Below are 25308 nucleotides of genomic sequence, written 5' to 3'. Positions count from 1 at the left end.
CGTTTTTTGGGCGATGCAAAAAATGAACAGGACACAAACTTGAGATAGTAAATTATATGTTTTTGTAATTCACACACAACTTTTAGGATTGATCCCGCAGTTGGTCATGCTGTTCATTGTTCAAATAAGGGAGCGTGGCTTTAGACCATAACCGGGCTTTCAAAATCCATGGTATTTGGCCGGGTTTACCAGACTTGGATTGGGAGCCTAAGATAACTTGGGTGATGGGGTATCTCTGCCAAAGGGAGGGGAATGACTGAATTAGGGAGGAGGCTAGAACAAAAAAAGAGCCTGTTTTACCAAAACAGGCTCTTTTCTATTGGGTTGCCAACAACCTAAGCTGCTGCTACTTCCTTAGTTTTTGGCTCACCACTGCCCCTTAGGGCTATTTTTATCCTGTAGGTAATATTAAATAATACAGGTACTATGATCAATGTTAGGAAGGTGGCCACTATCAATCCAAAAATAACTGTCCAGGCCAAAGGACCCCAGAACACCACATTGTCTCCACCTACGTAGATGTGCGGATTAAATTCTGAAAATAAGGCAAAGAAGTCGATATTTAAACCGATTGCCAGGGGAATCAACCCTAAAACGGTGGTTATTGCCGTTAGTAGTACGGGTCTCAACCTTGCCTTTCCTCCTTTAATAATAGCTTCTGTTGCATCTTCCCTGGTTAAAAGGGCCTTATCATCCATGCCAAGCTTTACCTTTTTACGGTCTATGAGTATCTGGGTATAATCCAGTAGAACCACCCCGTTGTTTACCACAATACCTGCCAAGGAAATTATTCCCATCATCGTCATCATGATTACAAAAGACCATCCGGTAATCATCAGGCCTCCAAATACCCCTATAAAACTTAGGAAAATAGCAATCATAATGATCAATGGCTTGGAAATACCGCCAAATTGAAATATCAAAATCAACATAATAAGTCCCAAACCGGTGAAAAACGCCCCGACCAAGAACATCATCTGCTTGTTTTGCTCTTCTATCTGTCCGGTATAGTCTATTTTAATATCGGCAGGAAGGTTTTTAAATTCTTCCATTTCCTTTTGAATCTCGGCTACGATGGCCGCCGCATCCGTAAATCCAGGTTGAAGTCCGGAATAGACGGTTACCACTCGTTTATTGTCCCTGTGTTTAATGGCACTAAAGGCCGAGGTATTTCTTTCGGTGGCTACGGCTGAAATAGGAATTTCCTTGATCTTGCCCGTAGACGGGTCCCTAAAAATGATATTTTGGTTAAAAAGGGCACTTTTATTATATCTTAAATCTTCGCTAAAGCGGACATTGATATCATAATCATCCCCATCTTCCTTAAAAACCCCAGCCTTTTCGCCGAAAAGGGCCCTTCGCAACTGGTTCCCCACCTGCCCTACGGAAACCCCTAGCTCACCTGCCTTCTTACGGTCTACGGCAACTTGCATGGAAGGTTTACTTTTGTTTACATCTATCTTTATTTCTTCTATACCGGCGATGTTTTTGGTATTGATAAAGTTTCTGATATCCTCTGCGGTATTGATCAGTTGGTTGTAATCTTTCCCTTCCAATTCAATGTTAATGGGATAACCTGCTGGCGGGCCATTGGCCTCTTTTTCCACGGAAATGGCCACACCGGGATAAATACCACTTAGTCCGGATTGAACCTTGGCACGGATTTCCTCCGTATTTACACCTCGTCTATATTTAAATTCACTGAAGTTGACGGTGATTTTGCCCTTATGGGGCATCTCTGCCGAAGAACCTCCATCGGCCAAGGGGTTACCGGCACCTTCACCAACCTGGGATACGGCGGTGGTAACAATGAAGTTTTCCCCATTGTGAAAATAAGCCTCGTCATTGACAATACTATAGACCCTTTTTTCAATATCAAGGGTAATTTCATTGGTTTTTTCTATGGCAGTACCCTCTGGGTATTCTATATAGACATATATTTCATTGGGAATATTGTCCGGAAAGAATTCTATTTTGGTTCTTCCACTGCCCACAGACATGCCAAAAAGCATAAACACAACCACTAAAAGCATCGCTGTTATTCCAAAATACCAGTAAACATTTCTTCCCCTTAAGGCATGTACCAATCTTTTCTCATACCAGTTTTCAAAACGGGTCATCGTATTTTTTTGAAAGCGTACTGCCCATTTTTTCAATACGTATTTGTATACCCAAAACATGGCTGCAGTTAAGATCATTACCGAGCCCAATCCTCTCATAGCCCCACCGAACAATAGGATCAATAAGCCAAGACCTCCCATAACAATACTAATACGTACCAGCTGTTTTAAGGTAAGTTCTTTTTCCTTCGTGTCCATGAAGTTGGAAACCAGCATGGAGTTCATAAAAATGGCTACAAACAGGGAGGATCCCAAAACTACCGATAAGGTAATTGGAAAATAGATCATAAACTGTCCGAATATCCCTGGCCATAATCCAAGCGGCACAAAGGCCGCTACAGTGGTGGCAGTTGAAATAATAATGGGAAAGGCAATTTCACCAATTCCCTTTTTCGCAGCTTCAATACGGGGCATTCCCTCGTCCATTAGGCGATACACGTTTTCTACCACCACTATACCATTGTCTACCAACATTCCCAAGCCCATGATCATTCCGAATAGAATCATGGTATTAAGAGTGTAGCCCAACCAGGACAGGATCATAAAAGACATAAACATGGACATGGGTATGGCAAAGCCAACGAAAAGGGCATTGCGAAAGCCTAAGAAGAACATTAAGACCCCAACCACCAAAATAATTCCGAAAATAATATTGTTGACCAAGTCATCTACCTGGTTGAGCGTTCTTGTTGATGAATCGTTGGCTATGGAAATATGAAGGTCCGGAGGAAAATAGTTGGCCTTTGTGGTCTTGACTATTTCCTTGATTTGATCCGATGCCGATATGGCATTTCGGCCTGCTCTCTTTTTTACATCGAGCATCACCACACTTTCGCCAAATTCCCTAGCGTAGGTAGTTTTGTCCTTTTCGTCAAAATGAACGGTCGCGATATCTTTTAAATATACCGCTCCATTATCCGATTTTACCACAAATTCGTTCAGCTGGCTAGGATCTTCAATTTCGCCCAATATGCGTATGGTACGCCTTTGTCCACCAACTTTTAAATTACCAGCGGACATGGTCATATTGCCATTGCCTATGGCCTGCATAACGTCGTCAAAACTAACCTTGGCCGCCATCATTCTATACACGTCCACCGCTACTTCCACTTCTTTTTCCTGTGCTCCACGAATATCGGCTTTTTTTACTTCTGGGAGATTTTCAATTTCGTCCTGCAGATATTCGGCATATTCCTTTAATTTCTCTACAGGATAATCCCCGGTAAAGTTGATGTTCATGATAGGAACTTCTTCGGAAAAATTAAGGTCGAACACATTGGGTTCTACTTTGGCCCCGTTAAAGGTAGGCCAGTCTTCACTTGCTTTTTCACCATCAACCTCATCCTTTACCTTTTGTTTTGCCGCTTCAACGGTAATCTCTTCGTCGAACTCAACAGTAATAATGGAATAATCCTCCTGCGAGGTAGAAATGATTTCCACCACATTGCTAATATTCTTTAGTTCATCCTCCAAGGGATCCGTTATCAATCTCTCAATATCCTCCGCTGTATTACCAGGATAGGGGGTGCTTATATAGATCTTGGTTTCAATGATTTCGGGGAAGTCTTCCCTGGGCATGGCCAAATAGGATGAAAACCCGATCCATAAGAAGATACCGATCATTACATATATAACCGACGGGTTATCTATAGCCCATGACGATAAGCTAAATTCCTTGTCTGCGTTTTTTTGTAGTTTGCTCATGGACTTGTTAGTTTAAAACTTTTACTTTTTGACCATCTTTAACGCTTCGGGCGCCTTCTTTAATGATATGATTTCCAGTACTGATTCCCGAGAGAACCTCCACAAAACCATTTTGGGTCTTGCCCGTGGTGATGATAATCTTTTTGACTACTGCCTCGTTTTCCGCATTTAAGTCTTCGGCTACGTAGGCATACTGCTCTCCATCCGCATTTTCTGAAACAATACTTTGTGGAATAAGAATGGCATTTTCGCTGGTATAATCGTTCAATTGTACCTTGGCGCTCAAATTGGGCTTAATGGTCCCAGACTTGTTGGGTACAGGGATTTCAACCGTAAAAGACCTATTGCCGGGATTTATAAAGTTTCCTGTTTGCCTAATATTGGTCATAATACTATCGCCTAGGACTGGGAAATAAACTTTGGCTTCCTTTCCATTTTGTATACTGCCAAGATAGGTTTCCGGTACCTCCACTACTATATACATATCGGAAAGGTTCACTATTCTGAAAATTTCTGATCCAGCACCGGGGGCCACCACTGTTCCCTGGTCCTTTATTACATCATCTATAATTCCGGAAAAAGGAGCCCTAATGGTGGACTTGCCTAATTGGCTCTCCATTTGCTTAACCGTATTTTCGGATGCCTCATAGTTGGTCTTGGCCTGTAAATACTGAATCTCGGAACCTATTTTTTGTTCCCACAATCTTTTTTGGCGCTCAAAGGTGGTCTTTGCCAATTGGGCCTGGGTTTTTAGTTGCTCCAGCTGGCTGCCCATACCGCCATCATCTATAGTGGCCAAGATTTGACCCTTGCTAACCTGTTGCCCTTCCTTTACATATACCCTTTGCAATACACCTTGCATCTCTGGATAGATCAGTACATTCTGTTTTGTTTTTACGTCCCCTTGTAGGTCAAGGTAGTGGTCAAATTTTTGGGTATTGGCTATAACTGTGGTCACCAGGGGAAGGTTTTCATTTCCGCTCATGGAGCCTATTACCGAATCCAGTTTTTTCATTTCGTTTTCCAGCACTTTTTGTTGTTCGAAAAGTTCGCTTTTTTTGGCTCTCAGAGCATTGAGGTCAGCTGCTGAGATAAGATCGTCGACCGTTTGTTGATTGTCGTTTCCACAAGAAACCAATAGGGTTCCCAATACGAATATTTGAAATATTTTGTTCATAGTTGTTTGTTCTAGGTTGATGTTATAGTTTACTGTTAAGTACCGTTTCCAATGCCGTTTTCTTGTTGATGACCTCTACCATGGATTGCAAGTATTCCTGTTGTGCAGAGTACAATTGCGTTTGCGCCTGTCTTAGCTCAAAGCTGGAGGCAAGTCCTTCCGCATATTTTATTTCGTTTTTCTTTTCAATACGCTCTGCCAAGGCCAAATTTTCGCTGGCAGTGTTATACTGCTCAATGGAAAAGAGATAGTTGCTCTTGGCTGTTTGGTGTTGTAACCGAATATTTTGTTCGGTCTCGGACAATTGGGTCCTTGCTTTTTCCAAAGCTATTTTTGCCCTGGCCGTTTTTGCACTTCTTCCTAAGGAACTGAAGATGGGAATATGCAAATCCAATCCCAGTACGGACGAATCGAACCAATCCGTATCATTACTAAAAAAGTTGAATTTGTCACTGTAGGAAGTACTTCCATAATTCACAAAAGCATTTAAGGTGGGTAAGGCCAAACTTTTCTGAAGTTTAAGCTCCAATTCCCTTTGCTGGTTAAGATTGGTAACTATTTTAAAGTCGATATTGTTGTCAATTACCAAATCTTCCTCCAAAAGATTTAAACGGATTTGTTCCTGGGCCAGATCGGATAGGGTTTCATTTAATTTGGTAGGGGCGTCTATATCCAGTCCCATAATTAAATTTAACATCTGTAAGGTAATGGTCTGGAGCCTCAAGGAGTTCTTTAGTTGATTGTCAATAGAGGATAGGGTAATTTGCAATTGCTCAACGCTTTCTTCATCGCCGAGGCCATTTTCGAAGAGTTTTTGGGTCTCAAAGAGATTCTTTTCCAAGTTTGCCTTGTTTTTTTCCAAGATGGCAACGCTTTCCTGCGATAATAGCACATTGCCATAGGCTTCAACAACAGCAGTGCGTACCTCCAATTCTGTCTTTTCCTTGTAGTTGCCGCTATAGGCAATAAAGGTTTTTGCCGCCTGAATTCCAACAAGATAAGATCCGTCAAATATCTGTTGTTTCAATGTTGCAGTGGCACTGGCAGTTTGTGGTTGTCCAAAAACAATGGGAATAAAGGTTCCAGGCTCTTGGCCCGCTAATTCACCGGGCAATAACGATACAGGTTGCTTTAGTTGATTTTGATAGCTTACGGCTCCATTAATTTGCGGAAGCCCCGTAGCAATGGTTTCCCATTTTTGCTTTTTGGCATCCAACAGATCCCGATCGGCATTAATGGCACTGTAATTATTTTCAAGGGCAAAGTCGATAGCTTCTTCCAGGGTGAAGCTATATGTTTGTTCCTGTGCATAGGAACAAGTAGCTGTAAATAGCACAAAGAGTGCTAAAAGACTGTTTTTCATGTTGTTATAGTTAGTGTTTTTTGAGTGGTTCATTAATCTGTTTTTATTCATGTGTAGAATCAATGATATCATTTAGTATCTTTCTGCCCTTTGGTGTTACAATTCCACGCAAATGATATTCCAGAAAATAATCCTGTAACTCTTTTGCGGAGAAATTGCCCTCTGGAAAAAAGCGGTCATCTTTAATACTGGCCACTCCCGAAATATAGATACGCGATACAAATTCTACATTTAAATTCTCCCTGTATATGCCTAGCTCCAATCCTCTTTTAATATTGTTTACGGTGCAGTCTTGCATAATCTCGTATTGCTTTTTCCTAAGATTGGCAAAAATTTTAGGATAGTATTTCTGCAATTGATATTGGGGGGAAGATTTTTCATCCTTTAAGTGGGAAATGACAAATTTTTTAATATCGTACAGTTCCTCTATAGGATTCTTTAAATTGGCACATATCAATTCTACACCTGAATTTATTTGGCCCATTAGACTAAAAGTGCATTCCTGCACCAATTTTGTTTTATTTTCGAAATGGGTATAAATCGTTTTTTTTGATATTCCCATTTCATTCGCCAGATCGTCCATGGTAACGCTTTTGAATCCGAGATTCAAAAACATATCCGTTGCCTTTTCCAAAATTTTTTCTTTCATAGAGCAGGCAAAGATAGTATTGGAAACTTATAAAACAAAAAAAGTTTCCTAAGTTTTACGTTTTCTTAACATTTTGGACTTTCACTTTCTTTTTGCGTCGGTAATTGTTTCCCTATGGTAGGTGATTCCTTTTAATGTATTTTTGAATAAAATTGCCATTATGCAGAGTATTGAACAATATAGGTCCGAGTTTTTGGCCCATATGGAAAAAAAAGTGAAAGTTAAGGAACCGCTACATCTATATGAGCCGATTTCCTATATCTTAAATTTAGGCGGGAAGCGATTAAGGCCGGTATTGACATTAATGACCACTGATATTTTTGGGGGCGATTATATAAAGGCCCTGGACGCTGCGTTGGCCATAGAGGTATTTCACAACTTCTCTTTGGTTCATGATGATATTATGGATGGGGCGCCATTGAGAAGGGGGCAGCAAACACTGCATAAAAAGTGGGACTTGAATACGGGGATCCTTTCCGGGGATGCCATGTTGATATATAGCTATCAGTTGTTGGAAAGTTATCCTGATGCCACCTATAAAAAATTAATGAAATTGTTCGGTAAGACCGCCTTGGAAGTGTGTGAAGGTCAGCAATATGACGTGGATTTTGAGAGCAGGGAAGATGTTACAATTCCGGAATACCTGATCATGATCCAAAATAAAACTGCAGTATTGGTGGCAGCGGCCATGAAAATGGGAGCTATAATTGCAGGGAGACCAGACGATTTGCAAGATTTAATATATGACTTTGGAAAGAATCTAGGTATTGCTTTTCAATTGCAGGACGATTATTTGGATGCTTTTGGGGATCCAGAGAGCTTTGGAAAGCAGATTGGGGGCGATATAATTGAGAATAAAAAGACTTATTTGTATTTAAAAGCCTTGGAAATGGGAACCTTGAAGCAGGCACAGGAATTGGAACACCTGTTTTCCATTAAACCTATGGACCCCACCGACAAAATATCCACCGTAAAGGAATTGTTTGAAGAGACAGGAGCAGTATCTAGAACTATTGAAGAAATAAAGAGTTATACCGATAGGGCCTTCAAAACCTTGGAAAAGCTGAAACTGGAACCAGGGAAAAAGGACCTATTAAGGCAGTTTGGCACTGCCTTAATGAATCGTGAGGTTTAAGATGGTATAGTATATTATTGGGGTCTGGTCAATCCTTTTTCAAATTGGTCAAAAATTCTATTACATCCCTAATTTCCCTTTTGGACATAATGCTCCCCATGGGTGGCATCCCCGAGGCCATATTTTGTCTTTTGTCTATCCTGGACAAGGCAATTTCCATGGGTTCCGCATCCGAAGTCCTTAATATTAACTCATCCTCGGTTTCTTCTTCCAATATTCCCGTAACTGTTTGTCCGTCCTTTAGTGTAACGGTAACCATTCCATACCCTGGGGACAAACGTGCGCTTGGATTGATCAAGGCTTCAAGTAGCTGTTCCCTGTCCAAAATATTACCTATATTGTCCAAAGCAGGACCCACAGTTCCTCCGGCACCACCAAGGGCGTGGCATCTAACGCACTGTCCGGCCGAATTGGTATTAAAATACTGAAAACCTGCCCTTCTATTTCCTCCATTAAGCGTCTCGGTATAAGCCTCCATACCGTCTCCATGGGCTTTTAAGATGTCCAATTGAGCAATAAGCTCTTCGGATTGGGTAGCCTCAACAGCCTCTGTTAAATCCAAGATAACTCCATTGGAAAGTTTTTTGTTATTACCCTGTTTTATTAGGGAACTTAGGACGTCCTTGCTTTTTTCAATCGACATTTCTCCCAATACACTCAACATTTTTTGTTGTTCATTAATAGATCCACTTTTAAATATGGGCTCTACAATAGCGGGCAATTTTTCTTTGGGGATATCTACTTGGGTTACCAAACCTACGGCTACGGTACGCACATCCCTATCTTTATCTGCCATCCCGATTCTCATGGCCTCTTCAATATTGGCGTAATTTAAAGCGCCAAGTGCGGTTAACATAGCAGACCGTACCTCTGGGGAAGCATGACTTTTCATGATAGTTGCCAATTTGGAATTGTAACCTTCTATCTCGAGGGCACTTATGGACTTGGCCGCAGCCACCAAAATAGTAGGATTTTTATCCTTTAAAAATTCGGAGATATATTTTTCTATTCCCTGTTTAACGGCAAGGGCATCCCTATTAATTTCGCCCCTATATCGTCCGTCCACCCTATCCAAAACGGAAGGGGAGGCCCAAGAACCTATGGCGGCCAATGCTTCACCCCTTAAGGTGCTGGAGACAGTTGTTCTACGTGCAAAGTCGATCAGTAGGTCCAGCTCCCTATCTCCTCCAACCCTAAGTGCGGCATTGATACTTCTTCTCAACAATGGTTCTGAGGTAAATCTTTCTTCTTTCAGCAAGGCGGCCAAGGCAGGCAGGGCAGGTACAATGGACCAATCATCATTTATTGCCCTAGCGGCCTCAGTAACAATATACTCATCCTGGTCCTTTAAAAATAAGGCCACCTGTTCATTCTGTAATCTTCTTAAAACCAATACAGCGGCAATACGTAAACTTCTGTTTTTGCTATGGGCCAGGGCAACAATTGGTGCAACTTCCCCTATTCTTGATAATGCCAGTACCCCGGCATGTCTTAGATAGAGGTCTTCGTCCTTATTAGCTTCCAGCATGGTCAAAAGTGGCTCAACTGCATTTTTTTCCGCAATCCTACCCAGGGCTTGGGCGGCGAAAAATCGTACCCGTGCATTTTCGTGTTTAAGTAGGGAAATGAATTCCTTGCCCGCATTGTTATATTTAACATCACCCAAAATTTTGGCGGTCTGTGCCACAATTTCCGGGTCATTATCCTTTAAAAGGTTCAATAAGGGTTGGGCCCTTTCCATTTTTTTTCGTGCCAACTGCCCTATGCCCCAAATTGCATGGATTCGGGCCAGTTGGTTTTCCTTTTGATCAATGGCAGTTACAAAGGCTTTGTAGCCCTTGTTATCCCTATCTGCCAGTTCGAACTGGGCTTTTTGGCGAATGCGCATATCGGGATAAGAAAGGAATTGGATCAATTTGTCAATGTTTTGATCTGTATAGTCCAAAGTCATTAATCGCTCAGTTTCCATACGTTCCGCTTTCAGGTCATTTTTGTGCTCAGCAACATCCAATTTCCATACACGACCATAATTTTTGGTATCCCAACCGTTCATCCAATCTGCAATATAAAGAGCACCATCGGGGGCGAAACGAATTCCCGTAGGTAGGATTCCACTTAAAATATCTTGTTCCTTATTTAGTTCAAAGGAGGCACCTTTCGGTTTAAGGTCGAAACTCCATATATGTGATCTACTGGGATTGCCAACAAACTCTACCAGAAAGAATTTATTTTTCCATTCCTTGCCCAAGGCGGTGCCCGGGTTGTAGGCCATTCCTGTAGGCCCATTGTGAAAGTTCATAATGGGCGGTATAATATAGGCGGCCTGACCCTCCCAATGTGGAACGAATAGTTTTTCATCCATCCAAACATTGTACCCATTGTTTTTGGGGTCGGTGTATTTGCCATATTGCCAGTTAGAGCGCCAACCTGCATCCGATCCTTCCACTATATATACCAAGCGTTCACTTTCTCCGCGGTGGTCCCCGTCATTGTCCGCAGTAATAATATTACCGTATTCGTCAAATACAAATTCGTGGGTGTTACGCACACCGGCCGCGAAAACTTCAAAATCGCTGCCATCGGGATTGGATCGGACAATAACCCCCTGATTTGGGTATTTGTGATGTATCCCATCAGCAGTGGTAATATTGGCACCTATATCCCCAATACCCCAATAAATTCTTCCGTCAGGGCCTTCAATGGCTCCCGACATTCCGTGACCACCAAAACCTATATGAACCCCATATCCATGGGAAATGGAAGTTTTATCGTTCATTACGCCATCTCCATCCTCATCGGTAATTCTCCACATATCCGGGGCAATACCAACGAACATATCATTTTTTCTAACCAACAAAGCTCCGGCAACGTCCGATTTTTCTTCGTGAAAATCGTTCAGAATTCTAGTCGCCATATTAGCATAACCAGTAGCATTTTGATCTTCTAACTTCCATATTTCCTCTTTTTGTACCGTAAGGTCTCGCCAATCATGGATACTATCCTTGTTCAGGTCCTTTAGCCACTCGTTTTCAGCACTTTTTTCGGTGGCGAAGGTTTGGTGCAGGAAGTTTTTTCTATCCTCCACGGATTGCATGGCAATGGAGGGTGTCATCCAATGTCTAAATCCCCTAATATCAAATTCTGAATTTTTTTGGCGATTGGTCCTGGTAAGGTAAATGTTTCCATAGTCGTCCACCGACATGGCCACCGGATCCGGAGCCAGTGAATCCGAAGCCCATAAAGAGAGGGTTAACCCATCCGCGACTTGGGCCGGTACATTTTCCCTTATTTCCTTAAATCTGGTTCGGGCCGTTGCCGTATCTTCCTTTATAACCAATAAGGGTTCTTGTGGTTGTTGGGGTTTTTTATTGCAGGAAATGGCAAAAAGGCCAAAAAAAGATAGAATTAAGGCAGTTCTGAGGAAAAATATGGTGCGCATAGGAGTTATCATTTTATAAATTGTAAAATATACGTGTATATATCAGTATTGTAAAATAATGCTTGTTAAATTAAAAATATCCTGCGCACAAAGGCTTTGATAAACTCTTTTTTGGGGCAGGCCAAAATAATGCTTAGGTCTTGCCAAATTGTAGATTTTTCATCTAAAAAGGCAAAGATTTTTTGTGGGGTCCGATTTTTAAACAATTGTCCAAAAATTAACCGCCCCTTATGGTTGTCCTTGTATAAAATATCCAATAAAAGGAGGTCGTAAAACCAAAATCGGTCCCTCTTTGAAAAGGTATTTAGGGGTTTGTCCTTTTTTAAAAAGGGGATTAAGGCCTGTGTTTTATGAACCGTCCGCATAAATGTATAGCCGGAACTGGGCTTGGCCCATCCCCCTGCAACCCCGATATGTAACATGTTTGTGCTATTGTGAAGGTTAAAATCATAGCAGCTCATGGGGATACTTCCTTTTTCCTTTTCTATTATTTCGTATTCCTTACAATTTAGATCATCATTAAGATATGTTTTTATAGCTTCGTCATATTCGTGATCAGGGAGTACCTCTTTGGAAAACAAAGTGTATTCCACCAAAGCTTGCGTTTCGGAAAATGGCAGTACATACATAAAACGGGTATTTCCTTTTTGCGGGACGGAAAAATCCATAAAAGTAGCCTGGTTCCTATCAAAGGTAGGCTTGGAGGTTTTTACAAACCAGCCTATAAAATGTTGCTTTAGAACGGGGTATCTGGTTTGTTTTAACAGTGGCTTATAATCAAAAATACTATTAAATATTCTTTTGCCCTTAAACGTATCAGCATCAGTGGAGACCATAACTTCATGGCCCATATCCTTAATATTTTTTACGTTCCCTTCTAAAAAAGTGATGTTGGCGTGGTGATTAATTTTGTCCCGATACGCATGGTAAAAATCCTCTGCGCGAATCATCTTATATTCATAGGGGGCAATGGGTGTGCGTTTGGAATAATGATCATCCCCTACAAAAATATGGTCCCAGGTTTTGTGTAGAATGGCATCAAATGCACCCCTGCCCTTTTCCCAAAAACACCAGGTGCGATCATTGGGTTTGTTCAAGTCCTTGTCCAACAAAAGAATTGATTTTTCCGAAAAGAAACTATCCTTCCCCAGTGCGTCGGCCAATAGCAGACCGGAAGCACCGGCACCAATAATAATGTAATCGTATGTGGCCTTGGACATGGTCTCTTTTTGATACAGGATATTTCCAAAAGTACAAATTCTATTTATAGAACATACATTTACTAGAATGGTAAAAGTGTGCCTTTGATTATGGTGTTTTTTCAAGTATTGAGAGCAATTGTTCCGCGTCCAAATATTGGAAATATCGCGCTTGGGCTTTAAAGGTGGAATCCATTAAAACTATTGCGGGCAAGGTAAAGGGGGCATTTTTTCTGCTGGATAACAGAAGGGGAATTTCGTGCATTGGATTGCGTTTATTGCTTTTTTTATTGGTGAAGCTTTGTTGTCCAAAAATTATGGTGTCGGTTGTTTCCACATTCATTTTCACGGCATAATAGTCTTTGTTGAGTTTGTGGACTACCTTGGGGTCTTTGAACGCTACCTCGTCCATTTTTAGGCAGGGGGAACACCAAGCCGCATAGAAATCGATAAATACTTTTTTGGGATGCACCTTAAGGGAATCGTGCAACTGCTCGAAGCTGATCCATTGTACCTCGGTGTTGGCTTGGGCATAAGTAATGCAGGAGCCAAAAGTGGTTAGGCCCAAGAATATCCATAAAGTAAGCCTTCTATTCATACTTCTTACAATGATTTGATCCTTAGTCCAACAAAAACGGTTCTGGGTGCTCCTGGGCCATAGACGTAATTACTATCCCTGTTTTTGCCCAGGTCGAAATCGTTCTGGTAGGCATTCGTCAAATTTTTCACCCCTCCGAAAACCTCCATTCCCGTTTCAATATTCGGAAATTCAAAGTTGTGGCCAAGTCTTAGGCTTAGTTCCGTGAAGTTGGTGGACTTGCTATATTCGTCCAGTGCCTGCCCGGTTTCCTCCCCACCAAAATGAACCAATTCCATGGGGCCTGTATGTACTATATTGGCACTGGCGCTCCATTTTTTGGTGGGTGTATAGGTAAAGGTGGCGTAACCATAGTGGTTTGGAGTTCTCAAAAATGCCCTTTTTCCCTCCAAACCTTCAATATTTTCCACGGCATTATCGTAGAGGCTGGATTGAAGGGTTAAACCTGCATCGATTTGAAACAAATAATCAAAATTCGCCCTTGTCTCCAAGGTTATCCCTTTTACAGTGGCACCGCTACCGTTTCTTTTTTCGAAACGTTCACCAAATTGGTCTTCTCCCAATGGATAAAGATAAAAGGCATCATTTAAATGGGTATAGAATCCCTCTAGGGTGAAACCTGCAATAAAATGTTCCTTGGCCTTGTCGTAATTCACTGATGCCGTAAAACTGTTGGAGCGCTCTTCCTTTAATGTATCCGATAGGGATATGCGTGAAATACCACCTCCGGCAAAAGCGATATGCAAATCGGTATCAAACGCTTGCGGAGCCCTGAAACCTGTGCCCCAACCCAGTCTTAATTGTGTCTCTTTTTTCCATTTGTACAATAAAGCAAGTCTAGGACTTATAATGGCCCTGTCCACGAGGTTGTGATGGTCTATTCTAAATCCGGAAAGAAAATTCAAATCTTTGGTTATGTCCCAATCATTTTGGATAAAACCGCCGAGGTTTCTTGTGGTCTGGCCTATTTTGTAATTGTAGGCTTCAATTACATCCAAAACCTCGTCATATACATACTCCGAGCCAAAGGTGAATACAGACTTGCCTCCTAAAAAGGTATTGAATCTATGATTGTATTGTAGCCCTCCCTGATGTGTGCTAACATTGGAAATGCCATAGGGAGGGTCCGCATAAAACTGGCCCAATTGGGGTTCTTCATCCGGGATTATGCCCGTATAATGATCGCGATCTGTATATTGACCGCCATAGTAAAGAATCAAAGCACTCTTTTCTTCATTAAAATTAATTTGATAGTCCAAACTGCCCATGAGTACGTTATGGGTCCTTTCTTCCGACTGCAGGGCCAAGTGGGCGGGTTTGTCCACCATTTCACCTCCATAGCGATATTCATTGATACTGCTTATACTCGCTTCCAGTTTTTGGTTTTCTTGGGGAATGTAAAAGAAATTGGCACCAAAGGAGTTGTTTGTTAGCTGCGGCAGCTCGGAAAAATTATCACCATTGGCATCATAGGTGTCACGGTCCCGCTTACTGACGAAGAAAGTGGCTCCGGCATTTCTTTTGGTGTTTACTACGGTTGCATTTCCTACAAGAAGGTGGTCGTCACTATTGTTGCCAATACTTTGATAGGTATAGGTGAGGGAATAATCGTTTTGCCTTGGAATCTTGGTCATCACGTTTACGGTTCCCCCAATGGCACTGGACCCATATAGGGCCGAGACGCCACCACGGACTATTTCGATCCGCTCTATCATATTGACAGGAATCTGCTCCATGCCATATAAGCCGGTAAGGGGACTAAATATGGGCCTCCCGTTGATAAGAATTTGGGAATAACCTCCTTGGAGCCCGTTTATACGCAATTGGGTATAATTGCAGGTTTGGCAATCGGTTTCAATGCGGAGGCCAGGTTGAAATCTAAGGCCTTCGGACAGGTTACTTGCCACCACCTTATCCAGGGTTTTGCTGTTGATCAAATTTACGATTACAGGGGAGTCGGTTCGTCTTTTGTCGGTGCGGGTACCCGTAACCACTACTTGTTCCAGGCCCATAACATCTTCATCCAATTGAAAATTCAATTGCAAAGGAAGGGAGTTGTTAAGGGTAATTATTTTTTGCACGGCTTTGTATCCTATGCTTTTGCATTCCACGGTATAGGTTCCATAAGGCGCTTCAAGGAGGTACTGTCCCGCTTCATTGGTAGTGGAGCCTATCTGTGTATCCTTAAGTTGTATAGTGGCCCAGGGTAAAGCTTTTCCTTGGGACATGACCTTACCTGCTAGGGTTGTGGTTTGTGAATAAAGGTTTAAAAGAGGTAAAAGAAGACTGGACAACAATATATTTTTCATTGGTGTAAAATTAATTTTAGACAAATCTAAAAATTTGTTTTTATAAATAAAAATGTATTTTTGTATAAAGAAGTATTTAATGACACGTTCGGAAGAAAACTATATAAAAACTATTTTTCATTTGGGAAGAAAGGGTACCCAGGAAGTAGCCACCAATGCTATTGCCGAACTAATGGAAACCAAACCTTCTTCGGTTACGGATATGATCAAGAGACTGTCCGAAAAGGATCTGGTGAACTACAAGCGTTACCAGGGGGTTTCCTTAACCGACTTGGGTAACAAAACGGCGTTGAATATTATTAGAAAGCATAGGCTTTGGGAAGTATTTTTAGTGGAGAAGTTGGATTTTTCCTGGGATGAGGTGCACGAAGTGGCGGAGCAATTGGAACATATTAAGAGCGACAAACTAATTGATAGTCTTGATAGACTTTTGGCATTTCCCAAGTTTGATCCACACGGAGATCCCATACCTGATAAGAATGGTGGATTTAAGGAACGGGATAGGGAGTTGTTGAGTGAAGTTCCGGTAAATACGGGAGGTGTATGTGTTGGGGTCAAGGACTCCTCCGCTACCTTTTTAAAATTTTTGGATAAAAACGGCATAGCTTTGGGAAACCGGATAAAGGTAATTGAAATTGAAGAGTTCGACGGTTCGTTGAATATTGAAATTGATGGTAGAAAAATGCAAATTTCACATGTCATTGCTTCCAATTTATATATTAAAGCAAGAGAATAATTATGAAGGAGGTTATTGATTATTTTGAAGCTATTGACCCCATTTTGGCTGCTTTTTATGCCACTTTATTTACTTGGGGATTAACGGCTTTGGGAGCTGCCCTGGTCTTTTTCTTTAAGACCATGAACAGAGCAGTGTTGGATGGTATGTTGGGCTTTACCGGGGGTGTTATGGTAGCGGCCAGTTTTTGGAGTCTTTTGGCCCCGGGAATAGAAATGAGCCCTGGGGAAGGGTTTGTAAAAGTTGTTCCGGCAGCGGTTGGATTTCTTATGGGGGCATTGTTTCTTTTTGGCTTGGATAAGGTTTTGCCGCATTTGCATATCAATTTTAAGGAAAATGAAAAGGAAGGGATTAAAACCCCTTGGCATAGAACCACTTTATTAACTTTGGCAATCACCTTGCACAATATACCTGAAGGACTTGCTGTTGGGGTATTGTTTGGCGGTGTGGCCGCTGGTTTTGAAGGGGCCAGCATTGGAGGGGCGGTTGCCCTGGCACTTGGAATTGGGCTTCAGAATTTCCCCGAAGGTTTTGCTGTTGCCATGCCGTTAAGACGGCAGGGCCTAAGTAGAAGAAAGAGCTTTATGTACGGTCAGGCTTCAGCTTTGGTAGAGCCTATCGCTGCAGTATTGGGGGCTTGGGCGGTTCTTACTTTTCAACCTATTTTGCCCTATGCACTAGCTTTTGCGGCAGGGGCTATGATATTTGTTGTGGTGGAAGAGGTAATCCCGGAAACCCAACAGGATAAGTATACGGATATAGCCACCATGGGTTTTATAGGGGGATTTATAATTATGATGACGCTCGATGTGGGCCTAAGTTGAAATATTTTGGTTTGATTGTTGTAATCTCTATCTTCATTTAAATTATGGGAAATACTGAAAAAAAACATTGGTTGCTCAACTTGCTAATCGTAATTACGATAATTGTTGTAGCCTTGGCATTTACGGCACATTACAAAAATTGGATAAAGACAGAAAAGGAGGAGTTGGAAATATTATCCGGAATCTATTTCGTTAAAATCCCATATGTAGAAATGGATAGTGTTACCATGGTGGAAAAGATACCTTCCATGGAACGCATCAATGGATTTTCCGTTAAGGAAAGGGAAAAGGGTGTTTTTAAAGAGGATAGTCTAAGTAAAAATAAGGTGTACGTTTATGTGGACCGACTTTCCCAGCCCAAAATAAGGTTGGTATATCAAGATTCCATGAAACTATTTTTAAACATGCCCGATAGTACGGAAACCGAAGCAATGTATCGGTTTTTATCCAACAAAATTAATCCCCCTAAAAAATAGCTCTATGGTTCTTTTAGTACATGTAATGGGCTCCCTATACGGTCTTTTAGCGGTAGTTTTTGGTGCCTTTGGGGCACATGCCTTAAAAAAGACCATGAACGAACAACAGTTAAAAAGCTTTGAAACAGGGGTGAAGTATCAAATGTACCATGCCATTTTATTGCTGGTAATAGGATTTAATTTTAATCTTGAAACTACCTTGGAACGTTATATGGTTTATTGCCTTATTATGGGGGTATTTCTATTTTCCTTTAGTATTTATGGACTTTCCATTAGTGCTGCCAAAGGAAAAAAGCTAAAATTTCTGGGGCCAATAACCCCGTTGGGTGGATTGTTATTGGTAATAGGATGGACATTTATGCTCTATTCCTTTGTTCAGAATTTAGTGTAGCATCTAATCAACCTCTACTTGGGCCGTAAAATCCTTAATGGCCTGGTTGGGCTCCAATATGTTATATCCCTTCCAAAATTCTGGATCGTAGTTGGGCATGTACGTGGGTAGTACGCTGTTGTCCTCCTTAATTGCATTGAATTCCTGTGAGGTTATTTCTTGGGTGTCGAAAAGGATCAGTTCATGCTTATTGATGCCACTGCTTGCCATATCCAATTTTAAATAAAGCTCATTTTGTTTGTTCCTTCCTTTTACTCGTTTGTTGAGTTCAATAATCTTTAAAGGTCTTTTTATACCAACTTTAGCCCCCATTTCTTCTTCCAAATATCGTAAATGATAAAAACCATCTTCATTTTTAGAGAAGATCATTTTGCCCCTGTCCAAATATTGGTCCAAGGAAATCCCTAAAAGCTTGAAGGTTCTTAAAGATTTAACGTTGTTGTAATCCAAGCGGATAATGGCAAAATCATCGGCATTGATATATAGCCTGCCCTTGTAGTCCGCACCCCTTTTTGGCTCAAATTCCAAAATATACACAGCATCATCTCCCCAATAGGTAAAATCTATCATTTTAAAATGGTAGCGATTGTCTTTGTTGATGAAGTTGAGGTCGGAATCTTTTAGAAAGAATTGTTTTTCCATAATTTTCCCCAAACTTCCCTTTTTAAAGGAAGCAAAATTCTTCTTGCGGTCTTCCTCCTTTTTTTTCTTTTCTGCCAGTTCCTTTTTCAGGGCCTCGGCATCGGTAGAATCGGTTTTGAAGGTCATAAATTCGTCCGCGTCCACTTTGGTGCCAAATAAGCCCGATTTAATTTTGAAATAGGAATCGGGCTTTATGTTTTTCTTTAGAATGTCATTGAACTTTTCTTCCAACGATGTGAGGTCCAATTCACTTTGCTTATCATAAAGTTCCGAAGCTTTAATCAGTGTAAGCTTTTGATTGTCCTTTTCATAATTCCCATAAAAGTCGCCCAGAATCTCAGTGTAACGACTGGATTTCCTTGGTATGGAATTTAGTACACTGTCCAAGAATCTCTCGTTGAGGGCATCTATGGTGGATTCTTTAAAGGTGTAATTGGATTTGGTGAGGTTTTGATGGTAGGAATCCCTGAAAAACACTCGTTTTTTGGTGAGATTGGTACTGTAATTTCTGTCGATATTGATTTTTACCTGTTCAATGAGTTCTTCCGCAGTATATTGTTTGTTGCTGACTATTACAGGATTTAGTGCGATGGGTTTTGCACTTAGAAAAATAACGCTTTCCTTAAATTCGTTCAATGGCTTGCCCAAACTTTCATAACCCATGCACGAAATAAAAAGGGAGTCGGTTTCCTTGGTGTTTGGGTCCAATAGTAAACTAAAACGTCCTTCCTCATTGGTAATTACCCCTTTTTTATTGGCCAGTAAAATTGTAGCGTATGGAATAGGTTGTTGGGTAGCGGAGTCTTTTACAACGGAGGTAACAACTTGGGCCTGAATGCAGTTGAATCCGAAGGCTGCCAAAACAAAAGGGAATAAGGTCTTAAAATTGCGCATACAAGTCATCTAATGAACACCAAATTAAGGAATTGGATTTCTGAATGCAATGGACTTGTGAATAATTTAAGACACAATTTTACAGTTTCTCTGCCAATCGCAATGGGTGTTTACTATATTGGATAGGCAGTATTAGAAGATTAATGGCAACCACAATCCCCATCACCACAGGTTTTGGAACTGCGTTTTTTTCCTGCAAACAAAGATTTTGGCAACAGGAATTTCTTTACGAGATACCCGAATGCCAAGGCTACTGTGATATAGACCAGTATGTGTTGAAGAATACTCATTGTTGTTACTCGTTTTGAACCTGGAACAGATAAAAGTAATTATTTACCTATTGGAACCATGGTCCGTTATATTTTTTCTTTTTTTAATATCCTGATTACTTTAAAAGTTGGTAGGCTATCAAAGCTACAATATACGCAAAAAGACTCATAAATACCAGTTGTGCAGCTGGCCATTTCCAGGTATTTGTCTCCCTTTTTACTATGGCCAATGTACTCATGCACTGCATGGCGAAGGCATAGAAAAGCAAGAGGGAAATGCCAGAGGCCAAATTAAATAGGGGCCTTTTTGTTCTTGGATCTATTTCGGCCGCCATTCTATTTTTAATGGTATCCTCCTCATCACTGCCCACACTATAGATGGTAGCCAAGGTGCCAACAAAGACTTCCCTTGCCGCAAAGGAAGTAAGGACCGCAATACCAATTTTCCAATCGTAACCCAATGGGCGCACCACAGGTTCTATAGCCTTGCCCATATAGCCCATATAGGAGTTTTCCAGTTTATAACTGGCAATTTCCTGATTGGTGGCCTTTTCCTGTAAGGTGATTTCCTTTAATCTTATAGAATCTTGTAATGCTGCCTGATCCATAGCATAGACATTTTTTCCAATGCTATCCTGTAAGGCCAATTTATAGGAAGCCAAGGTACTTTCAATATTGGTGTTGTTGAAATCCGAAAACCCTTGTTTTTCAATTTGCTCCCTTACAATTTCTTCGGCATTGGCAAAATTATCCGAAAACCCATTGGACCCCAAAAACCACAATATGATGGAGATGGCCAAAATAATTTTACCGGCTCCCAATACAAAGCTTTTGGTTTTTTCCCAAACGGTATAAATAACGTTCTTGACGAGTGGGAGCTTGTAATTGGGCATTTCCATGACAAAAAAGGTCTTGCTCTTGATCTTCATGATCTTGTTCAAGATCATCGCAGAAAATATAGCTGCTCCAAATCCTATAAGGTATAGGAGCATTAAGGTCAATGCCTGATAGCTTAGTCCCAAAAACCTTCCTTCGGGTATAACCAGGGCAATAATGATCAAATATACCGGTAACCGGGCCGAGCAGGTGGTAAAGGGGGTTACCAAAATGGTAATAAGTCGCTCCTTCCAGTTCTCAATGGTCCTAGTAGCCATAATAGCAGGAATTGCACAGGCCGTTCCCGATATTAAAGGGACAACGCTCTTGCCGCTTAAACCAAACGGGCGCATCAATTTGTCCATTAAAAATACAACCCGGCTCATATAGCCAGATTCCTCCAAGAGGGCAATAAAAAAGAACAAAAAGGCTATTTGGGGAATAAAAATAACGATCCCTCCTATTCCGGCGAGAATTCCTTCCGCTATCAAATCGGTAAATACGCCAGGAGGCAATGAGTCCTTTACCCATTCACTGGCAGAAGCAAAGGATTCATCAATAAAATCCATTGGGTAACTGCTCCAGTCATAAATGGCTTGAAATATTGTCAATAGGATAACGAAAAAGATAAGATATCCGAATATTTTATGGGTCAAAATCTTGTCCAAGGTGGCCCTGAGACCTTTGGCGGCATTTATGTCTACCTTATAGGCTTGCTTTAGGATGCCATTTATAAATTGATACCTAAGAATGGTTTCTTTCTGTTGAAGTCTTTTTAACTCGGATTTGGATTTGGTGGCAAAAGAGGCGGCAATGGTAATTGGATTCTTTTCAATGGGCATAAAATTGACATCCTGTGTAATTACCAGCCATAGTTTATAAAGATCTTCTTTTGGAAAGGTTGATTTCAATTTTTCGAAATACTCGGGTGCAATTACCGTTGTATCCACATTGGGGGTTATGGATAGGTTTTTATAGTCGGCGATCAATTCCTTAATTCGGTCAATACCCGTACCTTTTCTAGTACTTACCAATGCAATTTTGGTATCAAGCTTTTCTTCCAGTAATTCTATATCCAGGGAAATACCCGTTCTGGACATACGGTCGGCCATATTGATGACCAGGATAACAGGAATTTTAAGATCCTTGATTTGTGTAAAAAGAAGCAAGTTTCTTTTTAGGTTTTCCACGTCGCTGATGACTACGGCAACGTCCGGAAAATCCTTGTCATTTTTGTTGAGCAAAAGTTCTACCACCACACTTTCATCCAGGGAGGTGGTATTAAGGCTGTAGGTCCCTGGTAAATCCAATATATGGGCCTTTACACCACGCGGAAGTTTACAGACCCCTTCCTTTTTCTCTACGGTTATGCCCGGGTAGTTACCAACTTTTTGTTTTAATCCGGTAAGCTGGTTAAAAACCGAGGTTTTACCAGTATTGGGATTGCCTATAAGCGCAACCTTGATCTGTTTGCTCATAGTGGAGAATCTTCAATAATTTCTAACTCTATTAAGGCAGCCATGGAACGTCTGATAGCTATATGTGTGCCGTTAACGTTAATATAAATCGGGTCTTTAAGAGGGGCCACCTGTACCAATTCTATTTCGTTGCCGGGGAGGCAACCCAATTCCAACAGTTTAATAGGGAGTATTCCATCGGCAAATTCCTTGATGATTCCCTTTTGCCCTCTCCTTAAATGTGCTACGGTTGTAGTCAATTTTTATTTAGATTGATTTTAATTAAGCACAAAAATAAAAGAAAAAGATGAAGTAAGGAGGTAAAACAATAAAAAGTTGAAGCTTAAAAGTCCGGTTGCTTCGGAATGAAGGGTAGAAGTTATTATTTTCAAAGAAACAAAGCCGGGAATTAAGGTTTTGGAATAGGAAAAGCCACATATCATTACTACATTATAATTAACTGTATTGCCTTAGGGAACATTGTCATTCTTTGTAGCTCGATTTCAATATTTCCAGATCGGTTAGTAATTTTTCCATGTCTTCCGAACTGGTACCGTCATAGAATCCCCTTATCCTACGTTCCTTATCTACTAGGACAAAATTCTCTGTGTGTATCATATCGTATGGACCTCCATCGCCATCGGTCTTAACGGCCATGTAGGATTTTCGGGCAAGTTCATAGATCTGTTGCTTGTCTCCGGTGACCAAATTCCATTTGTTATCCATAACCCCTTTTTCCAAGGCGTACTTTTTTAGTTGGGGAACGGAGTCAATGTCCGGCGTCACCGAATGGGAAAGCAGGAGAACATCCTTGTCGTTCATAATTTTATCTTGAAGGCCGGCCATATTTTTTGTCATAATGGGGCAAATAGTAGGGCAGGTAGTAAAGAAAAAGTCGGCAATATATATTTTGTTCTCGTAATCTTTTTGGGTCACCAATTTTCCGTTCTGATTGGTCAAGGCAAAATCGGCAATGGTGTGGTATTTTTTAACGTGTTGCAGGGTGCTGTCCACCAATTCGAAATTAACCATGGCAGGTTGATATACCGGCAGTATTTTTTTAGGTTGCAGGGCATTATAAAAGAGGGAAATGATTACTCCCGATATTATCAGAAGCACTATGCCGAAGAATTTAAATTTGGCAAAAAACGAACGCATTTTTTTTTGACAAAGGTAGGTTAGAAACCTATATATTTCAAGTAACTAAACGGTGATCCCTACTAAATGTTTCTTAAAAAGGCCCTTAGGGGGAATAGATTTTTTTTTAAGACCATGTAATAATGTACTTTTGTGCGTTTTTAAAGTTTAAAAAAATACTTAATGACGATAACAATACAGATTGTACAGTTTGTACTCATCATATCCATTTTGGTAATTCTTCATGAATTGGGCCATTTTCTTCCGGCAAAATATTTTAAGACCAAGGTAGAAAAGTTCTATTTATTTTTTGATGTGAAGTTTTCTCTTTTCAAGAAGAAAATAGGGGATACGGAATACGGAATTGGCTGGTTGCCCTTAGGAGGCTATGTAAAGATAGCGGGGATGATAGATGAGAGCATGGACACCGAGCAAATGAAGCAGGAGCCGCAGCCTTGGGAATTCCGCTCCAAGCCGGCATGGCAACGTTTAATTATTATGACAGGTGGGGTTATTGTAAACTTTTTGTTGGCTTGGGTGATCTATACTACAATGTTGGCAAGTAATGGTGATACCTATATTCCGTCCGATAATTTAAAATATGGTATTCTGGTAGACTCCATAGGGGAACAGTTGGGGTTGAAGACCGGGGATCAAATTTTGATGGTGGATGATAAGAAGACCAGAAAATTCAACGAGGCAGTTTTAGATATCATACTTGGGGATGAGGTAACGGTTAAAAGGGACGGTCGGGAAATTACCGTACCATTGTCGGATGAAGGAAAGGAGACCGTTTTTGCAACCCAGGGAAAGAACTTCTTGGATTACAGAAAAAAAGCGATTATCGCTAAAGTGGTTCCCAATTCTGTAGCCGAAAAAGCGGGCTTGTTGCCAGGAGATGCAATTATAGGGGTAAATGGGGAGTCTACAGAGTTTTGGGATGAATTGGTAACAAAAATTCAGAGCTCTGCCAATCAAGAATTGGACATTAGCGTTTTGAGGAACGGGACTACCAAACATTTGGGTTTGACGGTTCCCGAAGAGGCCAAAATAGGGATAGAGTTGGATATTACCGATCTTAGGGTTACCGATAATTATAGTTTCCTGGAAGCTATCCCGGCAGGTTATAAACGTACCATTCAGGTATTGACGGATCAAATAAGGCAGTTTAAGGTAATCTTCAACACCAAGACGGGTGCTTACAAACAGGTGAAAGGGCCAATAGGAATTGTGGAATTGATGCCGGAAACTTGGAATTGGACCTTCTTTTGGAATTTTATGGCCATGTTCTCGGTTTGGTTGGCATTTTTAAATATTCTGCCTATTCCGGCATTGGACGGGGGGCATGTAATGTTTTTGTTATACGAAATAATTTCAGGAAGAAAGCCAAGCGAAAAAGTCTTGGAAACGGGTCAAATAATTGGTTTCGTTATACTTATGGGGCTCATGGCAGTGGTATTCGGCAATGATATCTGGAATATCATCAAGAAGTTTATGTAGGGGAATTAAATATTTATGAAATTTAGGTGCAAATCAGCCATTATTTGTTTGGCGTATTTGAAAAAACATTTATATTTGCACCCGCTTAGGCGATAAAAATACACTCCTCCTTAGCTCAGTTGGTTAGAGCATCTGACTGTTAATCAGAGGGTCCTTGGTTCGAGCCCAAGAGGGGGAGCTTAATGAGAATAGGCCTTGCGAGAAATCGTAAGGCCTTTTTCTTTTCATGGGGACAACATAGGGACAACATTTCGGATCAAGTCCGAAATCTGGGTTTTTACCATTTTAAGAATATAATTTAATCAAGCGATATAAGAAGTATTCCGTATTCCTGACTCCCCTAAATTGTGATCTAAAAGCCTTTACTTTGGCATTAAAGGATTCTGCTGAAGCATTTGTACTTCTGTTTAAAA

Annotated in this window: 20 protein-coding genes and 1 tRNA gene; 7 read left to right on the top strand and 14 right to left on the bottom strand. The window is 40.9% G+C overall.

Annotation, left to right across the window (positions count from 1 at the left end):
* Nucleotides 1-335: 335 nt before the first annotated feature.
* Genes C7972_RS23365 through C7972_RS23350 form a run of 4 tightly spaced genes read right to left on the bottom strand, consistent with a single transcriptional unit; the run spans nucleotide 336 to nucleotide 7013 of the window.
* Nucleotides 336-3824: an efflux RND transporter permease subunit gene (locus C7972_RS23365; RefSeq protein WP_110358573.1), complete on the bottom strand. Its 3489-nt coding sequence runs from the start codon at nucleotides 3822-3824 to the stop codon at nucleotides 336-338.
* 7 nt (nucleotides 3825-3831) lie between these two features.
* On the bottom strand, nucleotides 3832-5001 hold the full coding sequence (locus tag C7972_RS23360; protein WP_110358572.1) for an efflux RND transporter periplasmic adaptor subunit: 1170 nt from the start codon (nucleotides 4999-5001) through the stop codon (nucleotides 3832-3834).
* A gap of 22 nt (nucleotides 5002-5023) precedes the next feature.
* Nucleotides 5024-6364, bottom strand: coding sequence for a TolC family protein (locus C7972_RS23355; protein WP_110358578.1), 1341 nt, complete (start codon nucleotides 6362-6364; stop codon nucleotides 5024-5026).
* 43 nt (nucleotides 6365-6407) lie between these two features.
* On the bottom strand, nucleotides 6408-7013 hold the full coding sequence (locus tag C7972_RS23350; RefSeq protein ID WP_110358571.1) for a TetR/AcrR family transcriptional regulator: 606 nt from the start codon (nucleotides 7011-7013) through the stop codon (nucleotides 6408-6410).
* A 160-nt stretch (nucleotides 7014-7173) separates the two neighbouring features.
* Here C7972_RS23350 and C7972_RS23345 point away from each other — a divergent pair, with 160 nt between their 5' ends.
* Nucleotides 7174-8148, top strand: a complete 975-nt coding sequence (locus tag C7972_RS23345; RefSeq protein ID WP_110358577.1) for a polyprenyl synthetase family protein — start codon at nucleotides 7174-7176, stop codon at nucleotides 8146-8148.
* 28 nt (nucleotides 8149-8176) lie between these two features.
* Here the strand turns inward: C7972_RS23345 and C7972_RS23340 are convergent, their stop codons facing one another.
* The 4 genes from C7972_RS23340 to C7972_RS23325 all read right to left on the bottom strand — a co-directional run bounded on the left by C7972_RS23340 (nucleotide 8177) and on the right by C7972_RS23325 (nucleotide 15693).
* Nucleotides 8177-11587 (bottom strand): HEAT repeat domain-containing protein, encoded by a 3411-nt coding sequence (locus tag C7972_RS23340; protein WP_110358576.1) that lies wholly within the window; start codon nucleotides 11585-11587, stop codon nucleotides 8177-8179.
* A 65-nt stretch (nucleotides 11588-11652) separates the two neighbouring features.
* The gene (locus tag C7972_RS23335; RefSeq protein ID WP_110358575.1) at nucleotides 11653-12807 is read right to left on the bottom strand and encodes a lycopene cyclase family protein; all 1155 of its coding nucleotides are present in this window, start codon (nucleotides 12805-12807) and stop codon (nucleotides 11653-11655) included.
* An 88-nt stretch (nucleotides 12808-12895) separates the two neighbouring features.
* On the bottom strand, nucleotides 12896-13384 hold the full coding sequence (locus C7972_RS23330; RefSeq protein WP_110358570.1) for a thioredoxin family protein: 489 nt from the start codon (nucleotides 13382-13384) through the stop codon (nucleotides 12896-12898).
* A 5-nt stretch (nucleotides 13385-13389) separates the two neighbouring features.
* Complete coding sequence (locus tag C7972_RS23325; protein WP_110358569.1) at nucleotides 13390-15693, bottom strand: TonB-dependent receptor; 2304 nt, start codon at nucleotides 15691-15693, stop codon at nucleotides 13390-13392.
* Nucleotides 15694-15772: 79 nt separating this feature from the next.
* On the opposite strand from C7972_RS23325, the gene C7972_RS23320 reads away from it, so the two are divergent.
* Genes C7972_RS23320 through C7972_RS23305 form a run of 4 tightly spaced genes read left to right on the top strand, consistent with a single transcriptional unit; the run spans nucleotide 15773 to nucleotide 18120 of the window.
* The gene (locus tag C7972_RS23320; RefSeq protein ID WP_110358574.1) at nucleotides 15773-16429 is read left to right on the top strand and encodes a metal-dependent transcriptional regulator; all 657 of its coding nucleotides are present in this window, start codon (nucleotides 15773-15775) and stop codon (nucleotides 16427-16429) included.
* Nucleotides 16430-16431: 2 nt separating this feature from the next.
* Nucleotides 16432-17253 (top strand): ZIP family metal transporter, encoded by an 822-nt coding sequence (locus C7972_RS23315; protein WP_110358568.1) that lies wholly within the window; start codon nucleotides 16432-16434, stop codon nucleotides 17251-17253.
* A 44-nt stretch (nucleotides 17254-17297) separates the two neighbouring features.
* Complete coding sequence (locus C7972_RS23310) at nucleotides 17298-17729, top strand: hypothetical protein (RefSeq protein WP_110358567.1); 432 nt, start codon at nucleotides 17298-17300, stop codon at nucleotides 17727-17729.
* Between the two features lie 4 nt (nucleotides 17730-17733).
* The gene (locus C7972_RS23305; RefSeq protein ID WP_110358566.1) at nucleotides 17734-18120 is read left to right on the top strand and encodes a DUF423 domain-containing protein; all 387 of its coding nucleotides are present in this window, start codon (nucleotides 17734-17736) and stop codon (nucleotides 18118-18120) included.
* Nucleotides 18121-18123: 3 nt separating this feature from the next.
* On the opposite strand, the gene C7972_RS23300 is transcribed toward C7972_RS23305, so the two are convergent.
* The 5 genes from C7972_RS23300 to C7972_RS23285 all read right to left on the bottom strand — a co-directional run bounded on the left by C7972_RS23300 (nucleotide 18124) and on the right by C7972_RS23285 (nucleotide 23416).
* Entirely contained in the window at nucleotides 18124-19656 is a 1533-nt protein-coding gene (locus C7972_RS23300) for a carboxypeptidase-like regulatory domain-containing protein (RefSeq protein WP_110358565.1), read from the bottom strand.
* Between the two features lie 140 nt (nucleotides 19657-19796).
* Nucleotides 19797-19946: a hypothetical protein gene (locus C7972_RS23995; protein ID WP_181422988.1), complete on the bottom strand. Its 150-nt coding sequence runs from the start codon at nucleotides 19944-19946 to the stop codon at nucleotides 19797-19799.
* Between the two features lie 95 nt (nucleotides 19947-20041).
* Nucleotides 20042-22279, bottom strand: a complete 2238-nt coding sequence (gene feoB / locus C7972_RS23295) for a ferrous iron transport protein B (RefSeq protein WP_110358564.1) — start codon at nucleotides 22277-22279, stop codon at nucleotides 20042-20044.
* A complete protein-coding gene (locus tag C7972_RS23290) occupies nucleotides 22276-22518 on the bottom strand; it encodes a FeoA family protein (RefSeq protein ID WP_103438986.1) in 243 nt (80 codons plus the stop codon). The genes feoB and C7972_RS23290 overlap by 4 nt, the downstream gene beginning before the upstream one ends.
* 223 nt (nucleotides 22519-22741) lie before the next feature.
* A complete protein-coding gene (locus tag C7972_RS23285) occupies nucleotides 22742-23416 on the bottom strand; it encodes an SCO family protein (protein ID WP_110358563.1) in 675 nt (224 codons plus the stop codon).
* Between the two features lie 162 nt (nucleotides 23417-23578).
* Here C7972_RS23285 and rseP point away from each other — a divergent pair, with 162 nt between their 5' ends.
* Together rseP and C7972_RS23275 are read left to right on the top strand one after the other, a co-directional pair.
* The gene (rseP, locus tag C7972_RS23280) at nucleotides 23579-24895 is read left to right on the top strand and encodes an RIP metalloprotease RseP (protein ID WP_110358562.1); all 1317 of its coding nucleotides are present in this window, start codon (nucleotides 23579-23581) and stop codon (nucleotides 24893-24895) included.
* A gap of 104 nt (nucleotides 24896-24999) precedes the next feature.
* Nucleotides 25000-25073 (top strand) — tRNA-Asn (locus C7972_RS23275).
* Nucleotides 25074-25180: 107 nt separating this feature from the next.
* Here the strand turns inward: C7972_RS23275 and C7972_RS23270 are convergent.
* Nucleotides 25181-25308: transposase (locus tag C7972_RS23270; protein WP_146216268.1), on the bottom strand; the 128-nt coding region annotated here is incomplete at its 5' end.

The sequence above is a fragment of the Arenibacter sp. ARW7G5Y1 genome (assembly GCF_003201775.1).
GTDB lineage: Bacteria > Bacteroidota > Bacteroidia > Flavobacteriales > Flavobacteriaceae > Arenibacter.
Note: the sequence above shows the minus strand (reverse complement) of the source record. Positions and strands in the feature narration are given on the sequence as shown.

Coding starts and splice junctions, on each gene's coding strand:
- C7972_RS23300 (WP_110358565.1), bottom strand. CDS start 19,656: ATGCGCAATTTTAAGACCTTATTCCCTTTTGTTTTGGCAGCCTTCGGA.
- C7972_RS23305 (WP_110358566.1), top strand. CDS start 17,734: ATGGTTCTTTTAGTACATGTAATGGGCTCCCTATACGGTCTTTTAGCG.
- C7972_RS23315 (WP_110358568.1), top strand. CDS start 16,432: ATGAAGGAGGTTATTGATTATTTTGAAGCTATTGACCCCATTTTGGCT.
- C7972_RS23335 (WP_110358575.1), bottom strand. CDS start 12,807: ATGTCCAAGGCCACATACGATTACATTATTATTGGTGCCGGTGCTTCC.
- rseP (WP_110358562.1), top strand. CDS start 23,579: ATGACGATAACAATACAGATTGTACAGTTTGTACTCATCATATCCATT.
- C7972_RS23320 (WP_110358574.1), top strand. CDS start 15,773: ATGACACGTTCGGAAGAAAACTATATAAAAACTATTTTTCATTTGGGA.
- C7972_RS23310 (WP_110358567.1), top strand. CDS start 17,298: ATGGGAAATACTGAAAAAAAACATTGGTTGCTCAACTTGCTAATCGTA.
- feoB (WP_110358564.1), bottom strand. CDS start 22,279: ATGAGCAAACAGATCAAGGTTGCGCTTATAGGCAATCCCAATACTGGT.
- C7972_RS23995 (WP_181422988.1), bottom strand. CDS start 19,946: ATGAGTATTCTTCAACACATACTGGTCTATATCACAGTAGCCTTGGCA.
- C7972_RS23365 (WP_110358573.1), bottom strand. CDS start 3,824: ATGAGCAAACTACAAAAAAACGCAGACAAGGAATTTAGCTTATCGTCA.
- C7972_RS23340 (WP_110358576.1), bottom strand. CDS start 11,587: ATGCGCACCATATTTTTCCTCAGAACTGCCTTAATTCTATCTTTTTTT.
- C7972_RS23360 (WP_110358572.1), bottom strand. CDS start 5,001: ATGAACAAAATATTTCAAATATTCGTATTGGGAACCCTATTGGTTTCT.
- C7972_RS23325 (WP_110358569.1), bottom strand. CDS start 15,693: ATGAAAAATATATTGTTGTCCAGTCTTCTTTTACCTCTTTTAAACCTT.
- C7972_RS23285 (WP_110358563.1), bottom strand. CDS start 23,416: ATGCGTTCGTTTTTTGCCAAATTTAAATTCTTCGGCATAGTGCTTCTG.
- C7972_RS23350 (WP_110358571.1), bottom strand. CDS start 7,013: ATGAAAGAAAAAATTTTGGAAAAGGCAACGGATATGTTTTTGAATCTC.
- C7972_RS23355 (WP_110358578.1), bottom strand. CDS start 6,364: ATGAAAAACAGTCTTTTAGCACTCTTTGTGCTATTTACAGCTACTTGT.
- C7972_RS23330 (WP_110358570.1), bottom strand. CDS start 13,384: ATGAATAGAAGGCTTACTTTATGGATATTCTTGGGCCTAACCACTTTT.
- C7972_RS23345 (WP_110358577.1), top strand. CDS start 7,174: ATGCAGAGTATTGAACAATATAGGTCCGAGTTTTTGGCCCATATGGAA.